Source organism: Streptomyces sp. NPDC048111, from assembly GCF_043202815.1.
Lineage (GTDB): Bacteria > Actinomycetota > Actinomycetes > Streptomycetales > Streptomycetaceae > Streptomyces.
Map to the genome: position 1 here is coordinate 411252 of NZ_JBIDBD010000003.1, position 26981 is coordinate 438232.

Genomic DNA, 26981 nt, shown 5'->3' on the forward strand with positions numbered 1-26981 from the left:
GTCACGAGCCGCTCCCGAACGCCGCCGCGTACGCACGCAGGAACGCCGCCTCGGCGATCACCGCGCCGCGCAGCTCGTCGAACAGGACGCGTTCGTTCGGGGCGTGCAGCGCGCACATGCTGTCCTGGGCGCCGAAGAGCAGCACCTCCGCGCCCGGTGCGGCCTTGGCGAGCCCGTTGACCAGCGGGATCGAGCCGCCGCTCGCCGCGAAGGCGGGCTCGGCGCCCCAGCCCTCGCGCAGCGCGCCGCGCGCCGCCCGGTAGGCCGGCCCGTCGGTGGCCGCCTCGAATCCGGGCCCGGTGTCGCCCGGCGTGACGGTGAGGGCCACACCGAACGGACGCAGTGCCTCCAGATGGGCGACGAGACACCGCTGCGCCTCCCGGGGGTCCTGTCGCGGATGGAAGCGCAGGTTCAGCTTGGCGCGGGCGTACGGGACGACCGCGGACGCGGCGTGGTCGACGGCCGGGGCGTCGATGCCGATCACGGTGACGGCGGGCCCGCTCCACAGGCGTTCGCCGAGACTGCCGCGCCCCATCAGCGGCACCCCCTCGCACACCGTCGCCAGGTCGCGGAACTCCTCCTCGGTGTAGGAGGTGCCCGACCACGGCTCGCGGCGCAGCCCGGCGACGGCCACGTCTCCCGCGGCGTCGTGCAGGGTGGCGAGGGCGTGCAGCAGCACCAGGAGCGCGTCGGGTGCGGCGCCGCCGAACTCTCCGCTGTGCCGCGCTTCGGCCAGCGTGCGCACCTCGACGGTCACCTCGCTCGCCCCGCGCAGCCCGGTGGTCAGGGTGGGTGAGCCGGGGCGCAGGTTGCCCGTGTCGGCGATGACCATGGCATCGCAGGCGAACCGCTCGGGGTCGGTCGGCGGGTGGTCGTCGAAGGCGCTGCCGTACTCCTCCTGGCCCTCGATCACGATTTTGACGCCAGTCGGCGGGCGTCCGCCGTACACCCGCAGCACGCCCAGGTGGACGATGATGTTGGACTTGTCGTCCGCGATGCCCCGGGCCCGCAGTCCGCCCTCGACGGGCGTGGGCTCGAACGGCGGCGACTGCCAGAGCGACGCGTCGCCCGGCGGCTGCACGTCGTAGTGGCCGTACAGCAGCACCGTGGGCGCGCCGGGGTGGGGCGGTGGGATCTCGGCGTGGATGACGGGAGCCGTGTCCGGCAGGTCGAGCCGCTCGACGCGCTCGACCCCGGCCCCCCGCAGCAGCTCCACCACCAGGTCGTGCGCCTGGTGCACCGGCTCGGGAGGGAAGCCGGGGAAGGCGATCGAGGGGATGCGGGCCAGCCGTTCGAGGTCTGCCCGCAGTCCGTCCATCAGCCCGTCGACCGTCGATCGCAGGTCCTGGTCCGCGTCCATGCGCCCAATGGATCACGCGCCGCCCGGCCGCGCATCCGGTGCTCGTCCACGTGCCGGGGGGGGCGGCTGGCTCGGGTTCGCAGGGTTGCGCGGGATCACGCGCGGTCGAGGCACCGGTGCGCGGCGGTGGGCGCTGCTGCGACAATCCGGCGGAGGCGGCCCGGGCAGCGCGCCCGTCTCACACGGACTGCGAGGGCATGGGATGTGTGGAGGACGTATCGCCGTGGTGGGCGGGAGCATCGCGGGCTGCGCCGCCGCACTGGCCGCGCACCGCTCCGGTGCCGGACGGATCACCGTGTACGAGCGGGCCTCGGGACGGCTGGCCGACCGCGGGGTGGGTCTTGCGGTGCACAACGACCGCTATGCCGAGCTGGAGTCCCACGGCTTCGTGACGGACTCGATGCCGTGGCTCCAACTGGACCGCCGCGGCTGGTACGTGCGCGACGGCTCGTCCCCGATGGGCCGGCGCATCGGCACCCTGCCCTTCCCCTTCCGTACGTACAACTGGGGTCCGCTCTGGCGCGAACTGCGCGCCCGGGTACCGGAGTCGGTGCGGTTCAGGACGGGCACGGCAGTCACGCGTCTTCACCTCGCGCCCGAGCACGTCGAGGTGACGACGTCCGGCGACGAATGCGAGCGGTTCGACCTCGTCGTCGGCGCCGACGGATACCGCTCGGTGGTGCGTGCGGCGGCCTGGCCCGACGTGCGGCCCGAGTACGCGGGCTATCTCGCCTGGCGCGGCGCCTTCCCGGTCGAACGGCTGCCGGACGCCGACCGCTGGCCGGTGCGGGAGTGCGCCTACGCCGTCTTTCCCGGCGGACACGCCGTCGTCTACCGCATCCCGGACGGCCACGGCGGCCACCGCGTCAACTGGGTGCTGTACGCCCTGCCTCCCACCGACCACCGGCTGCCGCTCGACTCCCCCACCAGCATTCCCCCGGGCGCTCTGACCGCCGCGCTGCGCGAGCACGTCCTGGAGATCGCGGACGCCCATCTCCCGCCCTTCTGGGCCCGGTTGGCGGGGCTGACACCGCCCGGCGAGATGTTCGTCCAGCCGATGTACGACTTCACCGCGCCGCGCTACGCGACGGGACGCCTGGTGCTGATCGGGGACGCCGCCACGGTGGCCCGGCCGCACACCGGCGGGGGCGCGGTGAAGGCGCTCCAGGACGCCACCGCCCTGGAGGCCGCGCTCACCACGGCGCCGGACAGGGCCGCCGCCCTGTCCGCCTACGACGCGGAACGGGCGGCGGCCGGCCGCGGCATGGTCGGCCTCGGCCGCAGCCTGGGCCACGGGCTCGTGCGGAGCGGCCCCGACTGGAGCGCGATGGACCAGCGCGGCCTGGAGAACTGGTGGCGGCGGGCGGACGGAGCGAGCGCTTTTGGTGGACGCCAACTACGCTGAGGAACAACGCAGTTGATGGCGCGTCAAGGGATGACCACGGTCGGCTGGGCCGAGAAGTCGCCCCACTTCCCGTCCCCGAGCCGGGCGCGGAGCTTGACGCTGTAGCGGGTGCCGGGCGGGTCGGTGACGGTGAAGGTGTACGAGGTGAGACCTTCGGGCGAGGGGCCGCCGGGGACGACGGTGGTGGTCGGGGAGCCGTTGAGGAAGAGCTGGTACGCACCGATCTCGCCGCCGGTACGCGGGGGCACCCAGTGCAGGGTGATGTCCGTGCCGCCGCCCGACGCCGCGTGTGCGGTGGTGACGCGCAGTCCGGTGGGCGCGGTGTTCGGCGGCGCGCCGGGCGCCCGGGCGGTGGTGACGTCAATGGCGTTGCTGTCCGGCGAGGCGTTGTCGGCGGCGTCCCGTGCGCGCACGGTCAGGGTGTAGACGGTGCCGGGCCGCAGTCCGGTGAGCCGGGTCGCGGTGCTCGAACCGGGAACGCTGTGGATGCGCGCGCCCTCCTGGTAGACGTCGTACGCCGTCACTCCCACGTCGTCCGTGGCCGGCCCCCAGGTCAGCGTGACGGCGCCGGTGCCGTCCGGGCGGCCGGCGAGATGGCCGGGCGCGGTGGGCGGATGCTTGTCGGCGGGGGTGGCGGCCGGCGTGGTGACAGCGGCCGGGGCGCTGGGGGCGGACACATTGCCGGCGGCGTCCCTGGCCCGCACGCTGAAGCGGTAGCCGGTCGCGGCGGTGAGTCCGCCGACGTCGCTCATGCTGACGCCCGCCGGCACGCGCTTGGCCACGGCGCCGTCGCGCAGGATCTCGTACCCGGTGACGCCCCGGTCGTCGCTCGACGGCTGCCACATGACGTGCGCCGAAGTGGCGCTGCTCGCCTGGGCGGTGACGGTGCCCGGCACCGTGGGGCTCTGGCGGTCCTCGCCCTGCCCCGTGCCGCAGGCGGTGAGCAGCAGCGGCAGGACCGCGAGGGCCAGGCAGGCGGCCCCCTGGACGCGTCGGCTGGTTCCACGGCGCACGGCAACTCCGTCCGGCAGGCCCCGCTCCACGAAAAGGTCCAGACCTGTATGCCATGTCGGGCGTGCGCACGACAAGAGGGCGGACCGAACGGGCGGGCCCGGGGCGGACGCGCCCCGGCCGAGCGATGAGTTTTCGGCTCCCCTCCGGTCTCCCCTGCATGAGCAGTGAAACGAACGCCCCAGCGCCCCTGCCCGACCTCGGCCCCGCGGCGGCCGAGCTGACCCGTCTGCTCGACGGCGTACGCGACGACCAGCTGGCGGGGCCGACACCCTGCCCGGCCTACCCGCTGCAAGATCTCCTCGCCCACGTCCTCGGCCTCAGCACCGCCTTCCAGGATGCCGCGCGCAAGGAGTTCGGCCCGTCGACCAGCACCCCTCCCGGCAGTGTGCCGCCGCCCCAACTGCCCCTGGACTGGCGGAAATCGCTGCCCGCGAGCCTCGCCGCGATGGCCGAGGCCTGGCGGGACCCGGCGGCCTGGGAGGGCGAGACGCGGGCGGGCGGGCTCAGCCTGCCGGCCGCCGTCGCGGGCCGGGTCGCCCTGGACGAACTGGTCGTGCACGGATGGGACGTGGCCCGCTCCACCGGCCAGGAGTTCCGGGCCGCCCCCGGCGATCTGGAGATCGCCTACTCCTTCCTCGCCCCCTCCAAGGACGACCCCGCCTCGCGCGGCGGCGCCTTCGGCCCGGCCGTCGACGTGCCGGACGACGCGCCCATGGTGGACCGCCTGATCGGCATGAGCGGCCGGGACCCGGGGTGGAGCGCCTGAGCCGTGGCGCGCCCGAAGTAGCGCGCGTCGGCACCGCGCGCACCCGAAAGGGAGTCCGGTCCGTCACGCTGCGGGTGGGTTTACGGGCGGCCCCGCTTGCGGAGCGTGACGTCCCGTTAAGGTGCCCTGTGCACGAACCCGTCGGTGCCGGGGGTCGGCGGCACGGCTCGAACGGCCGTGGACGCCACGGCACTTCTCGCCATCCGCCCGAGGAACGCCGGTTGTCAGGTCGTAAGGCAGCATCACGCACCGCCCGCTCCCGACGTGCGGCCCGGCGCACCGCGCCGCCGGGCACGCCGGTACGGCCCGTGGCGCCGCACGCCTGGGCGCGCACCCGGTACTGGTTCGACACCATCGTGGCCCGCGGCACGGCCATGCTCATCGGCTGGCTCGTCCTGATGTGCCTGGCCGTCGTGGTGCCGGCCAGCGCGGCTCTGGTGTGGGCCGACGACAAGCGCCCCGCCACGCTGTCCGGCCGGGCCCTCGCGGTGTGGGTGAGCGTGGGGCAGACCCTGAAGATCGGGGGTGCGATCGGCAGCCCGCTGTACGTACTCCTGTCGGTGGTGCTCGCGCTGGTGGCCCTGCTGTTCGTCTCCTCGCTGGTCAGCCTGATCACCACCGGGCTCAACGACCGGCTGCTGGCCCTGCGCAGGGGCCGGTCCACCGTCCTCGAATCGGGGCACACGGTACTGCTCGGCTGGTCGGACCAGGTCTTCCCGATCGTCTCCGAGCTGGCCGCGGCCAACGCCAACCGGCGCCGCGCGGTCCTCGCGGTCCTCGGCCCGCGGGACAAGGCGGAGATGGAGGACGAGATCGGGACGGCCGTCGGACGCCTCGGCCGGCTGCGGCTGATCTGCCGCAGCGGGGTGACCACCGACCCCGCGGTCGTCTCGCTGGTCGCCCCGGCCGCGGCCCGCGCCGTGCTCGTGCTCACCCACGAGGGCGAGGACGGCGACGCCCACGTGGTGAAGACGCTGCTGGCGCTGGAGGCCGCGGTGCGCGGACCGGGCCGCCGGCCCGCCGTCGTCGCCGCGGTACGCGACGGACGCCACAAACGGGCCGCCGATCTGGCGGCCGGCCCGCACGGACACGTCCTGAACATCGAGGACGTCACCGCCCGCCTCATCGCCCGGACGTCCTGCGAACCGGGCCTCTCGCTCGTCTACCGCGAGCTGTTCGACTTCGACGGCGACGAGATCTACACCGTGCCCGCGGGCCCCCTCGCGGGCAGCACCTTCGGCGCCCTGCTCTTCGCGTACGAGGACTCCAGCGTGATCGGCCTGGTGCGCGCCGACGGCCGCGTGGAACTCAACCCGCCCCGCGACAGCGTGCTCGGGGCGCACGACCGGATCGTGGTGATCACCGAGGACGACGACACGGCGGTGCCGTGGCAGGGGCCGCCGCTGCCCGTCGAGGACGACGCCGTGGTGGCCGCCCCGCCCGCACCACGCCCCGCGGAACGCTTCCTGCTGCTCGGCTGGAACCCGCGGGCCCCGCACATCATCGAGCAGCTCGACGGCGGCGCGCCCGAGGGCTCGGTCCTGGTGGTGATGGCCGAGGGCGACCGGTACGTGCGGGAGGCGGACCACTGCGCGCGGGCTCCGGGGCGGCGGATGCCCGTCACCGTGCTCGACGGCGACGTCACGGACCCGGACGTGCTGGCCGGGCTCGACGTACTCACCTTCGACCGTGCCGTGGTGCTCGGCTACGACCGTCCCCGCTCCGGCGGCACCGCCCTCGCCGGCGACGACCGCACCCTGGTGACACTGCTCCACCTGCGGGGCCTCGAAGAGGCCGGGGGGCGGGAGCTCGCGGTGGTCACGGAGATGGCCGACGACCGCAACCGGCTGCTCGCGCCCGCCCGCGAGGGCGCCGACTTCATCGTCGGCAGCCGTCTCATCAGCCTCCTGATGACACAGATCGCGGAGGACCGGAACCTGGCGGCGGTCTTCGACCGCCTCTTCGCCTCCGGCGGCGACAGCCTGCATCTGCGCCCCGCGCGGGACTACGTCCGCACCGGGCGGCCCGTCACCTACGCGACCGTGGTGGAGGCCGGCCGGCGCCGCGGGCACTGCGTCGTCGGGTACCGGCTGCTGCACGGCGCGGCGGCGGACGTCCGGTCCGGGCCCCCAGCGCCCCCATCGGCACCCGCCGCCGCGCGGGGCGTACGCATCAACCCGTCCAAGCGCGCGGTGGTGTGCTTCGGCCCCGGGGACTTGGTGATCGTCCTGGCTCCGGGCCTCTCCCGGCCCGGCACGGCGGACGCGAACTCCCCAACGCCGTCGCGGAGTTCAGCCCCCGCGGCCCTCCCGGCCCCGGCGAGCCGGCCCGAACTCCCGGCGCCGCGCCCGTCGGCCGGGCCGTCCGCGGACGGGCCTCAGAGGTGACGCGGGGCGCCGGTCACCAGTGGGCGGGCCGCGTCAGGGACGGCGGAATCCTGGTGGTGGCGTCGCCCTTGGCCGCGTTCACCTGGGCCTGGGTGAGGAAGAACGCCTCGGTCAGGTCGGCGCCGGACAGGCGGGCGTCACGGAAGTCCGCGCCGATCAGGTCGGCCAGGCGCAGATCGGCGCCGGTCAGGTCGGCGGCGATCAGGAAGGCGCCGCGGAGGTTGGCACCGCGCAGGTCGGCGCCCCTGAGCCGGGCGCCCATCAGATCGGCTCCCCTGCGGTCCTTCTTCTTGCCCGGGAACTCGGCCCTGACCAGCTCGCTCGCCCGCAGCAGCAGCCGGTTGACCCGGTCGCGGTGGGCCGACACGTCCAGGGCGGCGAGGTCCTCGGGGGCGAGCGCCGTGAGCGACTCGGTCTCCTCCTGGACGGCGCGCAGCTCGGCGTGGACGGGCCGCGCCCTCGGCAGGTCGAGCGCTTCGGCGATGTACCAGAGCAGCTCATGGAGCCCGCGCATGACCGGGAACACCGCGAACATCGAGGCGGCCGTGTCCGGCGCCGTACGCCAGTCGCGACCCCCGAAGGTCTGCTGGGACACCTTCTGGCCGGCGCCGAAGCAGTCGTACACCGTGCAGCCCTGGAAGCCGCGGCCCCGCAGCTCGCGGTGGATGCCGCACCGGAAGTCCTGCGCGAGGTTGGGGCAGGGCCGGCCGGCCGGCTTGTCGATCGCGAAGTCGGCGGACGCCGCATAGGCGAGGGCGACACAGCACAAGCCGAAACAGTTGCCGCAGTCGGAGACGAGGGCGAGTCGGGTCGCGCCCGGCGGCGGGGCGGCGCTCTCGTGGTGCTCGGACAACGTGCGGGGCTCCTTCGGGGTGCTTCCGGCCGCGGCACCGGCGGTCCGCCAGTCTAGTCGGCCGCCCGCGGCTCCCCGCCGGCCGTGGCCGGGTGGCCTGCGCCTTCGGCCGGCCGACGCGCAGACGCGCCACGCTCGGCGCGCGCCCGGCAGGGCTCCACCCGAGGCGGTGGCAACCGCACGCCAAGGCACCGAACCCCACAACTCCCGTGTCGGCGTGGCGCGTTCGGCGATCAAGCCGAACGCGACGACTGCTCAACTTCCCTCTGCCGCAGGACTGTACGGCCGCTTCCCGGCAATGGTAGGAAAGTTTCCTAACAGAACACCGGAGCGACGAACTCCTCTTGGAGGTCCAGGTGCACACCCCCCACCGCAAGACCACCGCACGTCGAACCAGACTCGCCGTTCGCGCCCTGCTCGGCACCGCTCTCCTCGCGGTCCCGGTCACGGCGTACGCCGCCGAGAACCCGGCCGCCCCGGCAGCGGACAATGCGTCCGTGATCAATGCCGCCGCGACCGGGCTCGACGACCCGGCGAAGAAGGACATAGCCATGCAGCTCGTCTCCAGCGCGGAGAACTCCTCGCTGGACTGGAAGGCGCAGTACAAGTACATCGAGGACATCAAGGACGGGCGCGGCTACACCGCCGGCATCATCGGATTCTGTTCCGGCACCGGTGACATGCTCGACCTGGTCAAGCTCTACACCGCGCGCAAGCCCGGCAACGTCCTGGCGAAGTACCTGCCCGCCCTGGAGAAGGTGGACGGGAGCGACTCGCACAAGGGCCTCGACCCGAACTTCACCAAGGACTGGAGGACCGCGGCCTCCGACTCGGCCTTCAAGCAGGCACAGAACGACGAGCGGGACCGCGTCTACTTCAACCCGGCCGTCAAGCAGGGCAAGTCCGACGGGATCGGCACCCTGGGCCAGTTCATGTACTACGACGCCATCGTGATGCACGGCGACGGAGGCGACCCGACCAGCTTCAGCTCCATCCGCAAGCGGGCCCTCGCCAAGGCGAAGCCGCCGTCGCAGGGCGGCAACGAGACGACGTACCTCAACGCCTTCCTCGACGCCCGGGTCTGGGCGATGCAGCAGGAGGAGGCGCACAGCGACACCAGCCGGGTGGACACGGAACAGCGCGTCTTCCTCAAGAAGGGCAACCTGAACCTCAACACGCCGCTCGACTGGAAGGTCTACGGCGACCCGTACCACATCGGATAACAGCCCCCACAGGGAACGGCGGGTACGGCGCGAGGGCTGCCGTACCCGCCCGTTCCGGTGCCAACAGCTGCTGCGAGCGACGGAGTTGGCCCGTTTCGCTTTACGGAACCTTTGCGGCCCGTATTCTCTCCTTCACCAGATCAACACAAGCTCACCGAGTGCCCGAGAGAGCCGCCGCATGCGCATATCCCGTTCCGCCGTCCGCACTCTGCTCGCCTCCGGCCTGCTCGGTGCGCTCGCCCTGACCACCGCCGGCTGTCAGGACGACGCGGTCAAGCCGGCCAAGTCCACGGCCGGCAGCCCCGCCGCCACGCCCTCGGCGTCCGCCTCCCCCACGCCCTCCGCCTCGCCCTCGCCGACGCCCAGCGCGAGCGGAACCCCGACGCAGGCCGCGACGCCCACCCCTCCCCCGGCCACCAAGAAGCCCGCGGCGCCCAAACCCCCGGTGAAGCCGAAACCGAAGATGACGGCCCCGGTGGTGCCGCCGCCGATGAACGGCGGCGGGAACAAGGGCGGAGGCAGCGCCTACTACAAGAACTGCACCGCCGCCCGCGCCGCCGGGGTCACCCCGCTGCACCGGGGAGACCCGGGCTACGACTCCCACCTGGACCGCGACGGCGACGGTGTCGCCTGCGAGTGACGGGGGCCGGGCGACCGGCGAGACGCCCGAGGGCCGCCACTCCTGACGGAGTCGCGGCCCTCGGGCGTCAACCGGTGTGTACGGCAGGCCTGTTGGTCAGTGCAGGGCGACCGCCGGTTCGGCCGCCTGGAGCGCCTCGGTCTCCGTCTCGGCCCGCTGCTTGCCGAAGTGGTTGAACGCGAGGTTGAGCACGATGGCCACCACGCAGCCGGTGGAGATCCCGGAGTCGAGGACGACCAGGAGCTTGTCGGGGAAGGCGTGGTAGAACTCCGGCTTGGCGATCGGTATCAGACCGATGCCGACGGAGGCGGCCACGATCAGGGCGTTCTCGCCCCTCTCCAGGGCGGCCGTCGACAGGGTCTGGATGCCGCTCGCGGCGACCGAGCCGAACAGGACGATGCCCGCCCCGCCGAGCACCGGCAGCGGTACGAGGGAGATCACCGAGGCCGCCACCGGGCACAGCCCGATCACCACGAGGATGAGTCCGCCGGTGGCGACGACGAAGCGGCTGCGCACCTTGGTCATCGCCACCAGACCGATGTTCTGGGCGAAGGCGCTGGCCATGAACCCGTTGAAGACGGTGCTGAGAACGGATCCGATGGTGTCGGCGCGCAGTCCCGCGGCGATCGTCTCCTGCCCGGCCGGGCGCTCCACGATCTTTCCGAGGGCGAGCATGTCGGCGGTGGACTCCGTCATGCAGACCAGCATCACGATGCACATCGAGACGATGGCGGCGACGTCGAACTGCGGGGCGCCGAAGTGGAACGGCGTCGGGAAGCCGATGACGTCCGCGTTCTCGATGGCGTCCAGGCTGGTCTTGCCCATCGGGATCGCGACGAGGGATCCGGCGACCAGGCCCAGCAGGATGGCGATCTGCTGGAGGAAACCGCGCAGCAGCTTGCGCAGGGCGAGGACGATGACCAGGGTGATCGCGGCCAGCGCCAGATTGGACAGCGAACCGTAGTCGGAGGCCTTCTCGTTGCCGCCCGACGACCAGTTGAAGGCCACCGGGAGCAGGGAGACCCCGATCAGGGTGATCACGGTGCCGGTGACCACCGGCGGGAAGAAGCGGACGAGCTTGCCGAAGTAGGGCGCGGCGACGAAGCCGAGCAGACCGGCGACGATGACGCCGCCGAGTATGACGGGTATCGCGTCGGCACCGTGTTCCTTGCCGATGGCGATCATGGGGCTGACCCCGGCGAACGAAACGCCGTTCACGAAGGGCAGCTTGGCGCCGATCTTCCATATGCCGAGGGTCTGGAGCAGGGTGGCGAGTCCCGCGGTGAACAGGCTCGCGGCGACCAGGAAGGCGGTCTCCTTGGCGTCGAGCCCCACGGCGGGGCCGACGATCATGGGCGGGGCCACCACGCCCGCGTACATCGCGGCCACGTGCTGGAGGCCGCTGGTGAACATCTTCAGAGGGGGGAGCGTTTCGTCGACCGGGTGTTTCTCGGCGGTCTGGTCGGTGCTGACTGCGTTGGTGCGAAACCTGGGCTGTGCGGCCACGGCGGTTCCTCCGGTCGGTTACACGTCGGCGGTGGACGCGGGTGTCTTGGAGGTGGTGCGTTGTGGTGCGTTGAGCAGCTGATGCAGGTGGTGCGGGGCAGTACGGACAGCGCGGCTCGGCTGTCGGGCGCGACGAAGCGTGCGGGGCGGCGGCCCGCTGTGGGGGGCCGGCCCGGACGGGAGGGCGTGGGGTGGCGCCGGTGCGTCGGGGGACGGGTGTCCGTCGGTGGGAGGGTCCGTCCGCGCTGTGCCTGACAGACCGTCACACAGCTGTGTGCGTACGAGGGTTGAAGCGACGGGTTTCACCTTTCCGGGGGGTGCGTACGTCCTTGTAGTACGCACCCCCCGGTCCAGCTGCCGTGTACCCCGCTCGGGTGCACGGCGACCGGCCGAGGGCCGTCCCCCTCGGCCGGACTCCTTGGGGTCAGGCCTGCGCGGCGATCCGGGCGAGGCGCTGGGCCTCTTCGCGGGTCGCCACCGCGATGGCGTCCTCGTCGACCGTGGTGAGACGGTTGTTCTCGACGATCTGCTTGCCGTTCACGAACGAGGCGGTGACCGGGGCCGCCGCACCGAAGACCAGCGCGGTGACCGGGTCGGCGATGGAGGCGTGGGCCAGCGTGTCCAGCTTCCACAGCACGAAGTCGGCGAGCTTGCCGGCTTCCAGGGAACCGATCTGGTCGGCGCGGCCGAGCACCTGGGCGCCGCCGTAGGTACCGAGGCGCAGTGCCTGGCGGGCGTTGAGCGCGGCCTCGCGGTGCTGGGCGTTGAGGCGGTTGATGAGGAGCGCGTTGCGCAGCTCGGTGTGCAGCTCGCCCGACTCGTTGGAGGCGGTGCCGTCGACACCGAGGCCGACCGGCACGCCCGCCTTCAGCATGTCTGGGACGCGGGCGATGCCCGCGGCCAGACGCGCGTTGGAGGACGGGCAGTGGGCGACGCCGGTGCCGGTGCGGGCGAAGGCGGCGATGTCGGAGTCGTTCATGTGGACGCAGTGCGCCATCCACACGTCGTTGCCGAGCCAGCCGGTCGACTCGAAGTAGTCGGTCGGGCCCATGCCGAACAGCTCCTTGCAGAACTGCTCCTCCTCCACGGTCTCCGAGCCGTGGGTGTGCAGCCGTACGCCCTTGGCACGGGCCAACTCGGCGCCCTGCTTCATGAGTTCGGTGGAGACCGAGAAGGGCGAGCACGGGGCGACGGCGACCTGGGTCATCGAGTCGAAGGAGGCGTCGTGGAAGCGGTCCACGGTCTCGGCGGTGGCCGCGAGCGCGCCGTCGAGGGTCTCGACGGCGAAGTCCGGCGGCAGGCCGCCGTCCTTCTCGCTGCGGTCCATGGAGCCGCGGGCCAGGGTGAAGCGCACACCCATCTCGGAAGCCGCGCCGATGATCGCGCCGGACAGGTCGCCCGAGTCCCGCGGGTAGACGTAGTGGTGGTCCATGGCGGTGGTGACACCACCGCGGGCCATCATCGCGAGCGAGCCCTGGGCGGCGACGCGGCCCATCCGCTCGTCGATGCGCGCCCACGTCGGGTACAGGGCGACCAGCCAGTTGAACAGGTTGTGGTCGGTGGCCAGACCCCGCGTGATCCACTGGTAGAAGTGGTGGTGGGTGTTGATCAGGCCGGGGGTGACCAGGTGTCCGGTGCCGTCGATGCGGCGGACCACGTTCTCCAGGCCCTTGGGAGCCGCGCCGGCTCCGATCGACTCGATCTTGTTGTCGGCGACGACGAGGTACCCGGAGGCGTACTCGGTGTCATTCGCGTCCACGGTGGCGATCGCACAGTTCTCGATGACGATGCGCTGGGGGGCTGCCGAAGGTGCCATGGTGCTTCCTTCTTCGATCAGTGGCGGGGTGTGATGGGGCACGGCAGGACCCTACGAGGATTTGAGTGCCGGGGCCGCGACGCGGCTCCGGGTGCCGAGATGGTGGAAGAAGAGGTTGAGCAGGACCGCGGTGAGCGCTCCCGCGCTGATCCCGGACCCGAGCACGGTCTGTGCCCAGGCGGGGAATCCGGCGTAGAAGGTGGGCGCGGCGAGCGGGATGATGCCGGCCCCGAGCGCCACGGCCACCAGGATGATGTTGGAGCTGTCGTCGAGCCCGGCCTCGGAGAGGGTGCGGATGCCGCTCACGGCGATCGAGCCGAAGAGGACGATCCCGGCGCCGCCGAGCACCGGCATCGGAACCAGCGAGACCACCGCGCCGAGCACCGGGAAGGCGCCGAGCACCAGGAGTGCTCCGCCGGCGACGGCCACAACGTACCTGCTGCGTACGCGAGTCAGCGACACGACGCCGACGTTCTGCGCGAACGCGCTGGTGGGGAAGCCGCCGAAGACCGGGCCGAGCAAGGTCGCGATGCCGTCGGTGCGCAGCCCGCGGGCGATGGTGCGCCCGTCGGTGCGGCGCTCGCAGATCTCGCCGATCGCCAGCATGCCCGCGCTGGACTCGGTCATCAGGACGAGCATCACGATGCACAGCGACAGGACGGCCGCCGGGTGGAACTCGGGTGCGCCGAAGGAGAAGGGCGTCGGCAGCGCGGCGACCGGCGCGGACCGCATGGCGGAGAAGTCCGCCATGCCGAACGGGATCGCGGCGAGCGTGCCGATCAACAGGCCGAGCAGCAGGGCGACTTGGCGCAGGAAGCCGCGGCCGAAGCGCTGGAAGAGGAGGATCACGACGAGCGTGAAGGCGGCGAGCGCCAGATTGCCCATGGAGCCGAAGTCGGCGGCGCTCTTGTCGCCGCCCTGGGCCCAGGAGACGGGTACGGGCATCAGGGTGACGCCGATGAGCGTGATCACGACACCGGTCACCAGCGGCGGGAAGAAGCGCAGCAGCCTGCCGAAGAACGGTCCGACCAGGAGGCAGAAGACTCCGGCGACCATCACCGCGCCGTAGATGGCGGGGAGTTGATGGCCCGGGGCGCTGGTCTCGGCTATCGCGAGCATGGGCGCGATGCCGGCCGAGGAGGCGGCGTTCACGAACGGGAGCCGGTTCCCGGCGAAGTTCGCGAGGCCCAGGGTCTGCAGGACGGTCGCGAGGCCCGCGATGAGCAGGCTGGCCGCGATCAGACGGGTCTGTCCCGCGGTGTCCAGGCCGACGGCCTGGCCGATGATGAGCGGAGGGGTGACGACGCCCGCGTACATGGCGGCGATGTGCTGGAGCGCGGCGGGGACGAGCCGCGAGGCAGGAAGCTTTTCGTCCACCGGGTGCACGGCACCTTCGGGTGGGGTGGGACATGGGCCGTCGGCTGGTGCCGGCCCCATTGCAGGCTGTGCCATGAGATTCCCTCCGGCCGGGCCGGCCCCCGCCCGACTGCGGGCGGACGGGGGCCGGCTCAGTGCCGCGTCAGAGGTTGGTCATGTCGACCGGGATCTGCGGCTCGACGCCGTCGCGCAGGACGGTGCCCTCGATGAGACCGTACGGACGGTCCGCCGCGAAGTAGACCTCGTTGTCGTTCTTGAGCCCGAACGGCTCGAGGTCCACCAGGAAGTGGTGGCTGTTCGGCAGCGAGAAGCGAACCTCGTCGATCTCGGACCGGCTGTTGATGATGCGCGAACCCATCTGGTACAGGGTCTGCTGGAGCGAGAGCGAGTACGTCTCGGCGAAGGCCTGGAGCATGTGCTTGCGCACCTGCTCGTAAGACTTCTCCCAGTTCGGCGCCTTCTGCTCGTCGTCGGTCCAGTTGAACCGCCAGCGGGCGGAGACGCTCGTCGCCAGGATGCGGTCGTAGGCTTCCTTGAGCGTCGTGTACTTGTCCTTGACGTAGCCCCAGAACTCGGAGTTCGTCGAGTTCATCACCGTCAGGTCCTTGAGGCCCGAGATGACCTCCCACTTCTCACCGTCATAGGTGATCTGGGTGACCCGGGTCTCCTGGCCCTTGCGGACGAAGGAGTGCTTGACGTCGTCGGAGCCGATGAACTTCGAGTTGGCCTCGGAGGTCTCGATGCGCTCCCAGGCGTACTCCTCGATGCGGATCCGCGCGATCTTGATCGGCTCCTGCGAGGTCACGAAGTGCCGCGCGAGGTGGATGCCGAACTGCTCGGCGGACTCGATGCCGTACTCCTTGGCGAACGCGTACACCGTGTTCTTGGTGGTGTCCGTGGGGAGCACATTGGCGTTCGAGCCGGAGTAGTGCACGTCCTCCATGTCGCCGGACAGGGCGACCGAGACGTTCAGGTCCTTGATGTGGTGCGTGTCGCCGTCCCGCGTGATCTTGACGACGCGGTTCTCTGCTTTGCCGTACTGGTTCTGGCCGAGAATCGTGGGCATGTCTGCTAGCTCCCTCGGTAAACGGAGTAGCCGAACGGGTTGAGCAGCAGCGGTACGTGGTAGTGCTCGCCCGGGGTGACGGCGAATGTGATCGCCACCTCCGGGAAGAACGCACCGCTGTCCCTTACGCGGGGGGCGTCCTGCTGCGCCTCGGCTTGCTTCACTGGCTTGGTTGAACGCGTGAAGTACGACTCGACCTCGAAGTCGAGTCGCACGTGGGTGGTGCCCTCCGGCAGCGCCGGGAGGTCCTTGCAACGCCCGTCCGCGTCGGTCGCGGAGCCGCCGAGCGCGGTCCACTCGGCGCCGGAGCCCGAGCGGGCCGCGAGTGAGACGGCGACGCCCTCGGCGGGGCGTCCGATGCTGGTGTCCAGGATGTGCGTGGACACCGACGCGGTGGTGGCGGTGCTCATCAGTCCTTGTCCTCTTCTACGAGACGGGTCAGCCGGATTCGGTTGATCTTCCCGAGTTCGGTGCGCACGATCTCGCGCTCCTCCTCGGCGGTGTTGCCGATCCGGGTCTTCACCGCGTCGCGCATCTGCTCGCCGGTGGCACCGGTGGCGCAGATCAGGAAGACGTGGCCGAACTTCTCCTGGTAGGCCAGGTTCAGTTCGAGCAGCTCGGCCTTGAGGGCCTCGGAGGCCCCGGCCATGCCGCGCTGTTCACGTGCGGAGGTGGGGTCACCGGGCTTCGGCCGGCCGATCGGCGGGTGCCCGGCCATCGCCTCTTCCAGGTCCTGGACACCGAGCTCGGCCAGTGCGGCGTCGCTTGCGGTGAAGAGGTCCTCTGCGGTGGCGTACGGACGCTGGGCGAGCAGCTTGCTCCCCCACGCCGAACTGGCGCACACCTCGTGGAGCGCGGCGAGCGCCGTGCTGTCCTGTGAGGTGTTGAACCGGGCGAGGCCCGGCGTCGAAGTCGAAGTCACGGCGGCCTCCGTGGCCTTGGTGCTGAACGGGCTGCCGATAGCTAACGCCCTCGGAAACATCCCGTCAACACTTTGTTGAAAACTTGGGGAGACAAAAACCGCCGCCCGGTGTCCGGACGGCGGTTCGTTGCGTCGAGGGGTGCCCGAGCGGGTACCGAGCGTGCTCGCTCAGTCGTCTTTCGCGGTGTTTTCCCTGTTCAGATCCCTGTTCAGATAGTTGTAGACGGTGAACCGGCTGACCCCGAGCGCCGAGGCGACGGTCTCCACGCCGTGCCGTACGGAGAAGGCGCCGCGCGCCTCGAGGGTGCGCACGGCCGACTGCTTCGCCTTGCGGTCCAGCTCCGCGAGCGGCATGCCGTGGCGGCGTTCCATGGCGGCCAGGATGTGGTCCAGCGAGTCGGACAGCTGCGGCAGCCGCACCGCCAGCACCTCCTCGCCCTCCCAGGCGAGCACCACGTCGTCGGGGCCGGCGTGCCCCGGCGCGAGTATCTCGGCGCCCATGGCGTCGACCAGCGGCTTGACCGCCCGGATGAGGGGGTGCTCCGTGGGGCCGGTCACTTCTCGCCCTCTCCGAGCACGTTGACCTGGAGGGAGACACGGGTGGCGCCGGCGGCCAGGGCCCGGCGCAGCAGCGCGTCCACCGCGGTCAGCACCTCGTCGGCGCCGCCCTCCGCCGTATTGCCGAAGGGGCCGACGTCCACCGCGTCGAGCCGGGCCGCCTGAATGACGTCCCGGGCGACGACGGCGTGCGGCGGCGCCTCGTCGAGGTCGAAGGGCTCGGTCGTGAACTCCACTCTCAATCGCACGCGCTCAACCTACTGCGAGGGGCCGAAATCCGGGAGGCCCCCTTGACAAGCTCGCCCGTCCCCCTGCAACCTTCCATCAAGCAGAAAACAACTTCCGCAATACGGAAGGAGCGCACACCCCTCATGGGCTACTCGAACCAGCGCTTCGATGTAAACCTCTCGATCCTCTTCACGGAACTCCCGCTCCTGGAGCGCCCCGCGGCCGCCGCCGCGGCGGGCTTCACCGCGGTCGAGCTGTGGTGGCCCTGGATCGAGACCCCCACCCCCGAGCAGGCCGAACTCGACGCGCTCAAGAAGGCGCTCGACGACGCCGGCACCCAGCTGGTGGGCCTCAACTTCTACGCCGGCGCCCTGCCGGGCCCGGACCGCGGCGCGCTGTCGATCCCCGGCGAGGAGTCGGACCGCTTCCGCGCCAACATCGAGGTGGCGGCCGACTTCGCCGCCTCGGTCGGCTGCAAGGCGCTGAACGCGCTCTACGGCAACCGCGTCGAGGGCGCCGACCCGCAGGTGCAGGACGCGCTCGCCCTGGAGAACCTCGTCCTGGCGGCCCGCGCGGCCGACCGGGTCGGCGCGATCCTCCTGGTCGAGACCCTGAACAAGCCGGAGTCGCCGCTCTACCCGCTGGTGAGCGCCCCCGCCGCCATCGAGGTCATCGACAAGGTGAACGCCGCGACGGGTCTTGGCAACGCCAAGTTCCTGCTCGACATCTACCACCTGTCGATGAACGGCGAGAACGTCGCCGAGGTCATCGAGGCGTACGCCGACAAGACCGGGCACGTGCAGATCGCCGACAACCCGGGCCGTGGCGCGCCGGGCACCGGCTCGCTGCCGCTCGAGGAACTCCTCGACCAGCTGGGCAAGGCCGGCTACGACGGCTGGGTGGGCCTGGAGTACAAGGCGCCCGACGCCGCGGCCTCCTTCGCGTGGCTCCCCGCCGAGGTCCGCGCGGCCCGCTGAGGCACACCCCTCGGGGCCTCAACTTCTCGACGTACCAAAGCTTTTAGGAAGGCAGCACCCTCATGAGCAACCTCCCCAAGATCGCATGGGTCGGCCTCGGCATCATGGGTTCCCCCATGTCCGAGAACCTGATCAAGGCCGGTTACTCGGTCACCGGCTTCACCCTGGAGCAGGACAAGCTGGACCGCCTCGCGGCGGCCGGCGGCACCGCGGCGTCCTCGATCGCCGAGGCCGTCAAGGACGCCGACGTGATCATCACGATGGTTCCGGCGTCCCCCCAGGTCGAGGCCATCGCGTACGGTGAGGCCGGCATCCTGGCCAACGCCCGCAAGGGCGCGCTGATCGTCGACATGTCGTCGATCACCCCGCAGACCTCGGTCGACCTCGCCAAGAACGCCGCCGAGAACGGCATCCGTGTTCTGGACGCCCCCGTCTCCGGCGGCGAAGCCGGCGCCATCGAGGCCGTGCTGTCGATCATGGTGGGCGGCGAGCAGGCCGACTTCGACGCCGCGCTGCCGATCCTCGAAGCCCTCGGCAAGACCATCGTCCTGTGCGGCCCGCACGGCTCCGGCCAGACGGTGAAGGCCGCCAACCAGCTCATCGTCGCGGTCAACATCCAGGCCTGCGCCGAGGCCGTCGTCTTCCTCGAGAAGTCCGGCGTGAACCTCACGGCTGCCCTGGACGTCCTCAACGGCGGTCTGGCCGGATCGACCGTGCTGACCCGCAAGAAGGACAACTTCCTGAACCGGGACTTCAAGCCCGGCTTCCGGATCGACCTGCACCACAAGGACATGGGCATCGTCACCGACGCCGCCCGCAACGTGGGCGCCGCCCTTCCGGTCGGCGCGGTCGTGGCCCAGCTGGTCGCCTCGCTGCGCGCCCAGGGCGACGGCGGGCTCGACCACTCGGCCCTGCTGCGCGCCGTGGAGCGCCTCTCCGGCTCGCAGGTCTGACCCCCTCAACGGGTCCGGCCCACCGGAAGCACCCCCTCGGGGGCCCTTGATTTCCGGGCGGCGGCGGCGCTGACACCTGTCCTGTCGCGCCCAGGCGCCGCCGCCGCCCGGAAGCTCACACCTCGTTTTTCAACAAACTGTTGACGTTCCCTTCCAGGCGTCCCTACGCTCACGGAACCGCGGAACAGTCAGCGGTGCAGCTCCAGTACGGAAGGTCACGATGTCGAAGCGCGTGCTTACGACCGAGTCCGGCGCCCCCGTCGCCGACAACCAGAACTCCGCCACCGCCGGCGTCGGTGGCCCCATCCTGCTCCAGGACCAGCACCTCCTGGAGAAGCTCGCGCGCTTCAACCGTGAGCGCATCCCGGAGCGTGTGGTGCACGCCCGCGGCTCCGGTGCGTACGGCTACTTCGAGGTGACGGACGACGTCACCGGCTTCACCAAGGCCGACTTCCTGAACGAGGTGGGCAAGCGGACCGAGACGTTCATCCGCTTCTCCACCGTGGCCGACTCGCTCGGCGGCGCGGACGCGGTCCGCGACCCGCGCGGCTTCGCGCTGAAGTTCTACACCGAAGAGGGCAACTACGACCTCGTCGGCAACAACACCCCGGTGTTCTTCATCAAGGACCCGATCAAGTTCCCCGACTTCATCCACTCCCAGAAGCGCGACCCCTTCACGGGCAAGCAGGAGCCGGACAACGTCTGGGACTTCTGGGCGCACGCCCCCGAGGCGACGCACCAGATCACCTGGCTCATGGGCGACCGCGGCATCCCGGCCTCGTACCGCCACATGAACGGCTACGGCTCGCACACCTACCAGTGGACGAACGCGAAGGGCGAGGCCTTCTTCGTCAAGTACCACTTCAAGACGAACCAGGGCATCCGCAGCCTGTCCTCCGAGCAGGCCGCCGAGACGGTCGGCAAGGACGCCAACAGCCACCAGACGGACCTGCTCCAGGCCATCGAGCGCGGCGTCAACCCGTCCTGGACGCTGTACGTCCAGCTCATGCCCGCCGCCGAGGCCGCGGACTACCGCTTCAACCCGTTCGACCTCACCAAGGTGTGGCCGCACGCCGACTACCCGCTGCAGCGCGTGGGCCGGCTGGTCCTGGACCGCAACCCGGACAACGTCTTCGCCGAGGTCGAGCAGGCCGCGTTCTCCCCGAACAACTTCGTTCCGGGCATCGGCCCCTCCCCCGACAAGATGCTCCAGGGCCGTCTGTTCGCCTACGCGGACGCGCACCGCTACCGCCTGGGCGTCAACCACACCCAGCTGCCGGTCAACGCGCCGAAGGCGACCGTGGCCGACAACTACGGCCGGGACGGCCTGATGGCGACCCGCAACGGTCGCCGCGGCGACAAGAACTACGAGCCCAACTCCTACGCGGGCCCGGCCCAGACGGACGCGGCGCACTCCGCCCCGCTGGCCGTCCACGGCTACACGGGCACGCACGCGGCCCCGGCCCACGTCAAGGACGACGACTTCTTCCAGGCGGGTGAGCTCTACCGTCTGATGTCGGACGACGAGAAGGCCCGTCTGGTCGCGAACATCGCCGGCGGCCTCTCGCAGGTCTCCCGTGACGACGTCGTCGAGAAGAACCTGGCCCATTTCCACGCAGCGGACCCGGAATACGGCAAGCGCGTCGAGGAGGCTGTCCGCGCCCTGCGCGAGGACTAGCAGCCTGGTTCGACCTCCAGACCGTGCAAGGGATTTGACGGGAGGTCAAACCCTTTGCACAGTCCGATCCGCCGACCCGGATGAGGGGTGGTCGGCGGATATGGACACCCTGAGGATCGCGGCGGTCCGGCGATGCCAGTGCGGTGGTCAAGGCGTGTGCGCCCCCCTTCCTGACCTGAAGGAGGGGACCCGGCGCCCTCGCCAATCGCCACCGCCGCGATCCCAGAACAGACCCCGCCCGGCGGTGCGAACGTCCTGTCGCGCCAGCCTCGTTCCGCCGGGCGGCAACAACTCCCCAGCCAGGACGCCGGGTTCGGTTTACGGTCCCGAATCCGGCGCCCGACGATCAAGGCCCCGCCCGTTTGCCCGGGCGGGGCCTTGATCTTTTTCCGGCCCGCCCCGGCAGCCGGCCCGGGGCATCCCCAAACCGCGCACAGCACAGTCCGCCGCCATGCACAATGAGGCATGACCACGACGCTTGTTTCCGCCGCCGCCGTTTCCGTCGCCCCTGCCGCCCGGCCCGCCGCCGCGCCGCCGCGCCGCAGGGGGCTCGCCGCGCGGGCCGCGGCGCAGCACGCCGGACGCACTCCGGCGACCCTCGGCCGCGTCGTTCTGGGCGCCGACACCGTTCCCTCCGCGTCCGCCTTCCAGTCGTCGTTGTAGCGGCGCCGCAGTCGCGTCGGCCCGATATGTCCGTCCGAGCGCCTAGGATCGGCCTCGATGATTGAGACCATCGTCCTCGACGTGGGCGAAACACTGGTGCGCGACGACCGCTACTGGGCGTCCTGGGCCGACTGGATCGGCGTTCCCCGGCACACGCTCGCCGCGCTGGTCGGCGCTGTCGTCACGCAGGGCCGTGACCCGGCGGACGCGCTGCGTCTGCTCAAACCCGGCATGGACGTGCACGAGGCCCGGCTGGCCAGGGAGGCCGCGGGGCGCGGCGAGCACCTCGGCGAGATCGACCTCTACGACGACGTGCGGCCGGCCCTGGGCGGGCTGCGGGGGCTCGGCGTCCGGGTCGTGGTCGCGGGCAACATGAGCGCCCGGGCCGGTGAGCTCCTGCGCGGCCTCGATCTGCCCGCCGATCTGGTGGCCACCTCCGAGGAGTGGGGGGTCGAAAAACCCCAACCAGCTTTCTACGAGCGGGTGTTGGAGGCGGCGGGCGCGGATCCGCACGCGACCGTCCACGTCGGCGACCACCCCGTGCACGACCTGTTCCCCGCCAAGGCGGCCGGGCTGCGCGTCGCCCAGCTGCGGCGCGGCCCCTGGGGCCACTGGTGGGCCGAGGACCCGGAGGTCGTCGCGGCGGCCGACTGGCGCATCGACTCCCTCACCCAGCTGACCGCCCTCGTCCTGGAGGACGCGGCGACCGCCTCAACTCCCGTACGCGCGGCGCTCCGCAGCGTCCCCGACTGAGCGGCGCCCCCCGACCGAGCGGCTCTTCCCCGACGCCCGGGGCCCCGGCCTCCCCCGCCGACGGGTGGTGTGGCGGGCCCCCGGGCGCGACCGGCCGGGTCAGGGGTTGTTGAACACCACCTCGGGGTTCGCGGCGCTCGGCCCGTCGAGCACCGGCCGGGCGCGGCCCAGCAGCGCCCGGTCGAAGAAGGCGCCCACATACGTCCGCACGACGGGCACGGCCCGCCCGGCCGGCAGTGATGTCCTCGGCAGGCCGAAGTGCGCGGCGAGGACGGGTTCGTCGGAGAACGTCAGGTGCTCGGCGCCCGCGACCGTCAGCCAGCGCTTCCAGCCGCCCAGGGCGGGCCAGGTCGCGTCCCAGGTACGGTCATCGCCGCCGGGGCGGTGCGTCGCGTCGTCGGTGCCCAGCATCAGGAACGGCCGGCCGCCGAGCCCTCCGGGCGCCGGCACGTCCCAGAACGCCCCGTCCATGTTGACCCCGGCGCCGATCCGCCGGTCCCCCTCCATCGCCGGTATCGCCGAGGCCCCGCCGATGGAGTGGCCCGCCATGCCGATGCGGCGCCCGTCGATCGCGCCGGAGTAACGCCAGGCCGGACGCACCCCGGTCAGGCGGTCCAGGAGGAACGACACGTCGGCGGCGCGCGTGCGGGTGACGGTACTTCCCGGGGTGCCGTTCTGCATCGCCGTGCAGGCCACACAGGTCAGCAGCCGGCCGCCGGGAAAGCTGGTGGCGACGGATTCGTAGGCATGGTCCACGGACGCGACGACGTAGCCGCGGCTCGCCAGGTCCTCGGCGAGGGTGGTCAGCGAGTAGCGCGGGGCGCCGAAGCCGGGCGACAGGACGATCAGCGGGTGGGCGCCCCGGGCGGGCCGTACACCGGTGCGCGCGTGCGTCGTGGTCGCCTCGACGTCGCCGGTCCGGGCGGGATCTGCGCCGATGGCGCGGAGCAGGGCGGGGGCCTCGGCGGCCGTGGCGTAGGCGGCGGGACGGCCGCCCCTGGGGCGGGCCGCCGGATAGGTGAGGGTGACCATCAGCTCGCGGTCGCGGTCCGGCACCCAGGGGTCGCGGCGGGCGTGATCGACGAGGTGCAGGGTCTCGCTGCCCAGCGTGAACGGGCCGGTGGGGTGCGGGAGTTGGATCGCGGAGGCGCTCGCTGGGGCGGAGGGGGCAGCGGTCGGGGCCGCGCGTGCAACCGGGACGGCCGGCGGAGCTGCGAGTGCAATCGGGGCTGTCGGCGGGGCGGCGGGTGCGGCGTGGGCGGCCGTCGTGGCGGCCGTCGGCGCGGCGAGCAGTAAGGACAGGGCGACGGTCGTGGCCGTACGGGAGAGGGAAGGCATGGGCCTCACGCTATGCGGGCCCCGGGGTCGCCCACGTCAGCCCCTGGTCGCGGCCTGGGGCCTTGGAAATACACCTCTGGTCGCACCGCCCGGCGTCGCGGGGTCGGCCTCCGGTCGCGGATGCGGAGCCGTGCGGATCAGCCGGTGGTCGCACGGTTCGTCGCACGGTTCCTCGCGGCGGGCGGGCCGGCCCCACCGGGGTGTGAGGTTGGGTGTGAGGTTCACCCGGAAGGGAGCCCCGGGCGGGCGTCAAGGGGCGGGGACACGCCCCCGGCCCGGGCCGCAGTCGCGATCCGGGCCGGGGTTCTCCCCTGGGGGCGAAACCTAGAGCTTGTCCATGCGGGTGTACGGGCTCACGATTCGGGCCTGGCGGGAGCCGAAGTCGACGAGCATGGCGACGCCGTCCTCGACCCCGATGATGGTGCCCAGGCCGAACTGGTCGTGTGTGACCCGGTCTCCCAGGCTGAAGTGCTTGGCCGCCGGAGCATCCGGGGCTTTGAAGGGGCTGGTGGGCAGGTGGCGCCGGGGCGCGGATGGCTTCGTCATCGTCACCCCAGTATGCGCCGCGAAACGGCCCGAAGGGCAGGGCCGACGGGTGACGATGGGGAATCGATCCGGTATCTCCGTGCGCTGATACGCATCCTGGTGCGAAAAACGTCACGAATTGACACGCAACTGTGAGGTTGCCAATGTGGAGACGGAGGCGGGGACTCCGCCGGCCGAGCCGGTGTGCGGGTGGCTCCGGGAGGTGAGCGTGGACGACGTCTTCCGGGCGCTGGCCGACACCAGCCGGCGGCGCCTGCTCGACCGCCTGCGGGCCCGGAACGGGCAGACGCTGCGGGAGCTGTGCGAGGGCCTCGCGATGTCGCGTCAGGCGGTGAGCAAGCACCTCGCGGTGCTCGAAGCGGTCGGCCTGGTCGCGACGGCGCGACGGGGCCGGGAGAAGTTCCACTACCTCGACCCGGCGCCGATCCTGGAGCTGAGCGACCGCTGGATCGGCAAGTACGGACGCGATGCGCACGCCCGGCGCGGGCCGGGCCCGGAGGAGGAACGAGCCATGGACAAGCCCGAGTTCGTCTACGAGATCTACATCCGGACCACGCCCGAGCGGCTCTACGCGGCCCTGACCGACGCGGAGTTCGCGCAGCGGTACTTCGGCGGCTGGGGCCCGATGTCCGACTGGCGGGTGGGCTCGCCGGTGCTGTGGAAGATGGGCCCCGAGGGCGCCTACGAGGATCTCGGCCAGGCCGTGATCGAGGCGGTGCCCGGCCGCAAACTCGCCTACACCTGGCACCGGCTGCTTCCGATGCACCGTCAACTCTTCGACAGCGACGAGGAGTTCGAGAAGGCGCGCACCGAGCAGTCCCAGGTGGCGTTCGACATCGTGCCCGCCGACTCCGACACCCTCGGGGTGAAGCTGACCCTGACGCACGACGGGTTCGAGAGTACGCGGAGCGAGATGCTCAAGGGGGTCAGCGAGGGCTGGGTGATGATCCTGTCCACCCTCAAGACGCTGATGGAGCACGAGGCGTCCTAGCGGCCCGTCCCCGGTCAAGACGTCCGGCCCCCGCTCCCCAGTGCGGGGGAACGGGGGCCGGACCGTTTTCGGGGCGGCTCAGACGGTGAGCGGGCGGATCGCCGTCGGGGCGTGGCCCGGCTCGGTGGCGAGCTCCTCGAACTCCGAGACGTCGCTGATGTCGGCCGTCTTGCTCATCGAGATGTTGGTGATGCGCTCCAGGATCGCCTCGACGACGACCGGGACGCGGAACTCGGCGGCCAGCTTCTTGGCCTCCTCGAACGCGGGGAGCAGCTGGTCCGGCTCGGTGACGCGGATGGCCTTGCAGCCGAGACCCTCGACGACCTTGATGTGGTCGACGCCGTAGACGCCCAGCTCCGGGGAGTTGATGTTCTCGAACTCCAGGTTGACCTGGAAGTTGATGTCCAGACCGATCTGCGCCTGACGGATCAGGCCGAGGTAGGCGTTGTTCACCAGGACGTGGACGTACGGGATCTTGTGCTGGGCGCCGACCGCGAGCTCCTCCAGCATGAACTGGAAGTCGTAGTCGCCGGACAGGGCGACGACCGGGACCTCCGGGTCGGCGGTGGCGGCACCGAGCGCGGCCGGGATGGTCCAGCCGAGCGGGCCCGCCTGGCCGCAGTTGATCCAGTTGCGCGGCTTGTAGACGTGCAGCATCTGCGCGCCGGCGATCTGGGAGAGGCCGATGGTGGTGACGTAGCGCGTCTCCGGGCCGAAGGCCTTGTTCATCTCCTCGTAGACCCGCTGCGGCTTCATCGGCACGTTGTCGAAGTGCGTACGGCGCTGCAGCGTGGACTTGCGCTCCAGGTGGGAGGCGACCCACGCGGAGCGGTCGGGCAGCCTGCCGGCGGCCTTGAGCTCCTTGGCGACCTCGACGAAGAGCTCCAGGGCGGCCTTGGCGTCGGAGGCGATGCCGTAGTCCGGGGCGAAGATCTTGCCGATCTGGGTGGGCTCGATGTCGACGTGGACGAACTTGCGGCCCTTGGTGTAGACGTCGAGCTTGTAGCCGGTGTGACGGTTGGCCCAGCGGTTGCCGATGCCGAGGACGAAGTCCGACTCCAGGAACGTCGCGTTGCCGTAGCGGTGCGAGGTCTGCAGGCCGACCATGCCGGCGTTCAGCTCGTGGTCGTCCGCGATGGTGCCCCAGCCCATGAGGGTCGGGATGACCGGCGTGTTGGTGATCTCCGCGAACTCGACCAGCAGGTCGGAGGCGTCCGCGTTGATGATGCCGCCGCCGGCGACGATCAGCGGGCGCTCGGACTCCAGGAGGAAGGTGATGGCCTTCTCGATCTGGGCACGGGTCGCGGTCGGCTTGTAGACCGGCAGCGGCTCGTAGGTCTCCGGGTCGAACTCGATCTCGGTGAGCTGGACGTCGATCGGCAGGTCGATGAGGACCGGGCCGGGACGGCCGGAGCGCATCAGGTGGAAGGCCTGCTGGAAGACGCCGGGAACCTGGGCGGCCTCCAGGACGGTCGTCGCGGCCTTGGTGACCGGCTTGGCGATCGAGGCGATGTCGACGGCCTGGAAGTCCTCCTTGTGGATCACCGCGACCGGGGCCTGGCCGGTGATGCAGAGGATCGGGATCGAGTCGCCGATCGCGGAGTACAGACCGGTGATCATGTCGGTGCCCGCGGGGCCCGACGTACCGATGCAGACGCCGATGTTGCCCGGGTTGGAGCGCGTGTACCCCTCCGCCATGTGGGAGGCGCCCTCGACGTGGCGGGCGAGCGTGTGGTCGATGCCACCGCCCTCCTTGAGCGCCTTGTAGAAGGGGTTGATCGCCGCGCCCGGCACACCGAAGGCGTGGCTGACGCCTTCGCGCTTGAGGATCTCAACTGCCGCTCGGGCAGCGGTCATACGAGGCATGGGGTGCTCCTGCTTCGGCCGGCGAAATCGGCTCGGGCGCGCCGCCAGGCCGCGCCACCCATGAACCGAATTCCATAATGCGGAAGTTTCATTCT

Annotated in this window: 25 protein-coding genes; 11 read left to right on the top strand and 14 right to left on the bottom strand. The window is 71.4% G+C overall.

The window, feature by feature from the left end; genetic code table 11:
* Nucleotide 1: 1 nt before the first annotated feature.
* Nucleotides 2–1360, bottom strand: coding sequence for a M20/M25/M40 family metallo-hydrolase (locus ACGF3I_RS09625; RefSeq protein ID WP_393130069.1), 1359 nt, complete (start codon nt 1358–1360; stop codon nt 2–4).
* 202 nt (nt 1361–1562) lie between these two features.
* Here ACGF3I_RS09625 and ACGF3I_RS09630 point away from each other — a divergent pair, with 202 nt between their 5' ends.
* Entirely contained in the window at nt 1563–2765 is a 1203-nt protein-coding gene (locus ACGF3I_RS09630) for an FAD-dependent monooxygenase (RefSeq protein ID WP_393130070.1), read from the top strand.
* 23 nt (nt 2766–2788) lie between these two features.
* On the opposite strand, the gene ACGF3I_RS09635 is transcribed toward ACGF3I_RS09630, so the two are convergent.
* Entirely contained in the window at nt 2789–3778 is a 990-nt protein-coding gene (locus tag ACGF3I_RS09635; RefSeq protein ID WP_393130071.1) for a fibronectin type III domain-containing protein, read from the bottom strand.
* 158 nt (nt 3779–3936) lie between these two features.
* Between ACGF3I_RS09635 and ACGF3I_RS09640 the strand changes: the two genes are divergently transcribed.
* A complete protein-coding gene (locus ACGF3I_RS09640; protein ID WP_393130072.1) occupies nt 3937–4545 on the top strand; it encodes a TIGR03086 family metal-binding protein in 609 nt (202 codons plus the stop codon).
* Between the two features lie 221 nt (nt 4546–4766).
* Nucleotides 4767–6932 (top strand): NAD-binding lipoprotein, encoded by a 2166-nt coding sequence (locus tag ACGF3I_RS09645; protein WP_393130073.1) that lies wholly within the window; start codon nt 4767–4769, stop codon nt 6930–6932.
* Nucleotides 6933–6945: 13 nt separating this feature from the next.
* Here the strand turns inward: ACGF3I_RS09645 and ACGF3I_RS09650 are convergent, their stop codons facing one another.
* A complete protein-coding gene (locus ACGF3I_RS09650) occupies nt 6946–7785 on the bottom strand; it encodes a pentapeptide repeat-containing protein (protein ID WP_393130074.1) in 840 nt (279 codons plus the stop codon).
* 356 nt (nt 7786–8141) lie between these two features.
* Between ACGF3I_RS09650 and ACGF3I_RS09655 the strand changes: the two genes are divergently transcribed.
* Nucleotides 8142–9008, top strand: coding sequence for a chitosanase (locus ACGF3I_RS09655; RefSeq protein ID WP_393130075.1), 867 nt, complete (start codon nt 8142–8144; stop codon nt 9006–9008).
* A gap of 178 nt (nt 9009–9186) precedes the next feature.
* Nucleotides 9187–9648 (top strand): excalibur calcium-binding domain-containing protein, encoded by a 462-nt coding sequence (locus ACGF3I_RS09660; RefSeq protein WP_393130076.1) that lies wholly within the window; start codon nt 9187–9189, stop codon nt 9646–9648.
* Between the two features lie 96 nt (nt 9649–9744).
* Here the strand turns inward: ACGF3I_RS09660 and ACGF3I_RS09665 are convergent, their stop codons facing one another.
* The 8 genes from ACGF3I_RS09665 to ACGF3I_RS09700 form a co-directional block, all read right to left on the bottom strand.
* The gene (locus tag ACGF3I_RS09665; protein WP_393130077.1) at nt 9745–11154 is read right to left on the bottom strand and encodes a nucleobase:cation symporter-2 family protein; all 1410 of its coding nucleotides are present in this window, start codon (nt 11152–11154) and stop codon (nt 9745–9747) included.
* Nucleotides 11155–11578: 424 nt separating this feature from the next.
* Nucleotides 11579–12970, bottom strand: a complete 1392-nt coding sequence (locus ACGF3I_RS09670) for an 8-oxoguanine deaminase (protein ID WP_393130078.1) — start codon at nt 12968–12970, stop codon at nt 11579–11581.
* Nucleotides 12971–13021: 51 nt separating this feature from the next.
* Entirely contained in the window at nt 13022–14422 is a 1401-nt protein-coding gene (locus tag ACGF3I_RS09675) for a nucleobase:cation symporter-2 family protein (protein WP_393130079.1), read from the bottom strand.
* A 67-nt stretch (nt 14423–14489) separates the two neighbouring features.
* A complete protein-coding gene (pucL, locus tag ACGF3I_RS09680; protein ID WP_393130080.1) occupies nt 14490–15413 on the bottom strand; it encodes a factor-independent urate hydroxylase in 924 nt (307 codons plus the stop codon).
* A 5-nt stretch (nt 15414–15418) separates the two neighbouring features.
* Nucleotides 15419–15823, bottom strand: coding sequence for a hydroxyisourate hydrolase (gene uraH / locus ACGF3I_RS09685; protein ID WP_393130081.1), 405 nt, complete (start codon nt 15821–15823; stop codon nt 15419–15421).
* On the bottom strand, nt 15823–16335 hold the full coding sequence (gene uraD / locus ACGF3I_RS09690) for a 2-oxo-4-hydroxy-4-carboxy-5-ureidoimidazoline decarboxylase (protein WP_393130082.1): 513 nt from the start codon (nt 16333–16335) through the stop codon (nt 15823–15825). Before uraD ends, uraH begins: the two co-directional genes overlap by 1 nt.
* A gap of 168 nt (nt 16336–16503) precedes the next feature.
* Nucleotides 16504–16893, bottom strand: a complete 390-nt coding sequence (locus ACGF3I_RS09695; RefSeq protein WP_393130083.1) for a helix-turn-helix domain-containing protein — start codon at nt 16891–16893, stop codon at nt 16504–16506.
* On the bottom strand, nt 16890–17141 hold the full coding sequence (locus ACGF3I_RS09700) for a hypothetical protein (protein WP_393130084.1): 252 nt from the start codon (nt 17139–17141) through the stop codon (nt 16890–16892). The genes ACGF3I_RS09695 and ACGF3I_RS09700 overlap by 4 nt, the downstream gene beginning before the upstream one ends.
* 123 nt (nt 17142–17264) lie before the next feature.
* On the opposite strand from ACGF3I_RS09700, the gene ACGF3I_RS09705 reads away from it, so the two are divergent.
* From ACGF3I_RS09705 to ACGF3I_RS09725, 5 genes are all read left to right on the top strand, one after another.
* Nucleotides 17265–18098: a TIM barrel protein gene (locus ACGF3I_RS09705; RefSeq protein WP_393130085.1), complete on the top strand. Its 834-nt coding sequence runs from the start codon at nt 17265–17267 to the stop codon at nt 18096–18098.
* 62 nt (nt 18099–18160) lie between these two features.
* Nucleotides 18161–19051, top strand: a complete 891-nt coding sequence (locus tag ACGF3I_RS09710; RefSeq protein WP_393130086.1) for a 2-hydroxy-3-oxopropionate reductase — start codon at nt 18161–18163, stop codon at nt 19049–19051.
* Nucleotides 19052–19271: 220 nt separating this feature from the next.
* Nucleotides 19272–20729, top strand: a complete 1458-nt coding sequence (locus ACGF3I_RS09715) for a catalase (protein WP_393130087.1) — start codon at nt 19272–19274, stop codon at nt 20727–20729.
* A gap of 465 nt (nt 20730–21194) precedes the next feature.
* Complete coding sequence (locus ACGF3I_RS09720) at nt 21195–21392, top strand: hypothetical protein (protein WP_393130088.1); 198 nt, start codon at nt 21195–21197, stop codon at nt 21390–21392.
* Nucleotides 21393–21449: 57 nt separating this feature from the next.
* A complete protein-coding gene (locus ACGF3I_RS09725; protein ID WP_393130089.1) occupies nt 21450–22145 on the top strand; it encodes an HAD family hydrolase in 696 nt (231 codons plus the stop codon).
* Nucleotides 22146–22244: 99 nt separating this feature from the next.
* On the opposite strand, the gene ACGF3I_RS09730 is transcribed toward ACGF3I_RS09725, so the two are convergent.
* Nucleotides 22245–23483 (bottom strand): alpha/beta hydrolase family protein, encoded by a 1239-nt coding sequence (locus ACGF3I_RS09730; RefSeq protein ID WP_393130090.1) that lies wholly within the window; start codon nt 23481–23483, stop codon nt 22245–22247.
* Nucleotides 23484–23807: 324 nt separating this feature from the next.
* Nucleotides 23808–24029 carry a hypothetical protein gene (locus ACGF3I_RS09735; protein WP_393130091.1) on the bottom strand — a complete coding sequence of 74 codons (222 nt, stop codon included), beginning with the start codon at nt 24027–24029 and terminating at the stop codon, nt 23808–23810.
* Nucleotides 24030–24237: 208 nt separating this feature from the next.
* Between ACGF3I_RS09735 and ACGF3I_RS09740 the strand changes: the two genes are divergently transcribed.
* Entirely contained in the window at nt 24238–25020 is a 783-nt protein-coding gene (locus ACGF3I_RS09740; RefSeq protein WP_393130092.1) for an ArsR/SmtB family transcription factor, read from the top strand.
* A 78-nt stretch (nt 25021–25098) separates the two neighbouring features.
* Here ACGF3I_RS09740 and gcl read toward each other — a convergent pair whose 3' ends face one another.
* A complete protein-coding gene (gene gcl / locus ACGF3I_RS09745) occupies nt 25099–26886 on the bottom strand; it encodes a glyoxylate carboligase (RefSeq protein WP_393130093.1) in 1788 nt (595 codons plus the stop codon).
* Nucleotides 26887–26981 lie beyond the last annotated feature (95 nt).

Coding starts and splice junctions, on each gene's coding strand:
- ACGF3I_RS09725 (WP_393130089.1), top strand. CDS start 21,450: ATGATTGAGACCATCGTCCTCGACGTGGGCGAAACACTGGTGCGCGAC.
- ACGF3I_RS09705 (WP_393130085.1), top strand. CDS start 17,265: ATGGGCTACTCGAACCAGCGCTTCGATGTAAACCTCTCGATCCTCTTC.
- ACGF3I_RS09720 (WP_393130088.1), top strand. CDS start 21,195: ATGACCACGACGCTTGTTTCCGCCGCCGCCGTTTCCGTCGCCCCTGCC.
- ACGF3I_RS09715 (WP_393130087.1), top strand. CDS start 19,272: ATGTCGAAGCGCGTGCTTACGACCGAGTCCGGCGCCCCCGTCGCCGAC.
- uraH (WP_393130081.1), bottom strand. CDS start 15,823: ATGAGCACCGCCACCACCGCGTCGGTGTCCACGCACATCCTGGACACC.
- ACGF3I_RS09660 (WP_393130076.1), top strand. CDS start 9,187: ATGCGCATATCCCGTTCCGCCGTCCGCACTCTGCTCGCCTCCGGCCTG.
- ACGF3I_RS09710 (WP_393130086.1), top strand. CDS start 18,161: ATGAGCAACCTCCCCAAGATCGCATGGGTCGGCCTCGGCATCATGGGT.
- ACGF3I_RS09675 (WP_393130079.1), bottom strand. CDS start 14,422: ATGGCACAGCCTGCAATGGGGCCGGCACCAGCCGACGGCCCATGTCCC.
- ACGF3I_RS09670 (WP_393130078.1), bottom strand. CDS start 12,970: ATGGCACCTTCGGCAGCCCCCCAGCGCATCGTCATCGAGAACTGTGCG.
- pucL (WP_393130080.1), bottom strand. CDS start 15,413: ATGCCCACGATTCTCGGCCAGAACCAGTACGGCAAAGCAGAGAACCGC.
- gcl (WP_393130093.1), bottom strand. CDS start 26,886: ATGCCTCGTATGACCGCTGCCCGAGCGGCAGTTGAGATCCTCAAGCGC.
- ACGF3I_RS09640 (WP_393130072.1), top strand. CDS start 3,937: ATGAGCAGTGAAACGAACGCCCCAGCGCCCCTGCCCGACCTCGGCCCC.
- ACGF3I_RS09730 (WP_393130090.1), bottom strand. CDS start 23,483: ATGCCTTCCCTCTCCCGTACGGCCACGACCGTCGCCCTGTCCTTACTG.
- ACGF3I_RS09630 (WP_393130070.1), top strand. CDS start 1,563: ATGTGTGGAGGACGTATCGCCGTGGTGGGCGGGAGCATCGCGGGCTGC.
- ACGF3I_RS09625 (WP_393130069.1), bottom strand. CDS start 1,360: ATGGACGCGGACCAGGACCTGCGATCGACGGTCGACGGGCTGATGGAC.
- ACGF3I_RS09735 (WP_393130091.1), bottom strand. CDS start 24,029: ATGACGAAGCCATCCGCGCCCCGGCGCCACCTGCCCACCAGCCCCTTC.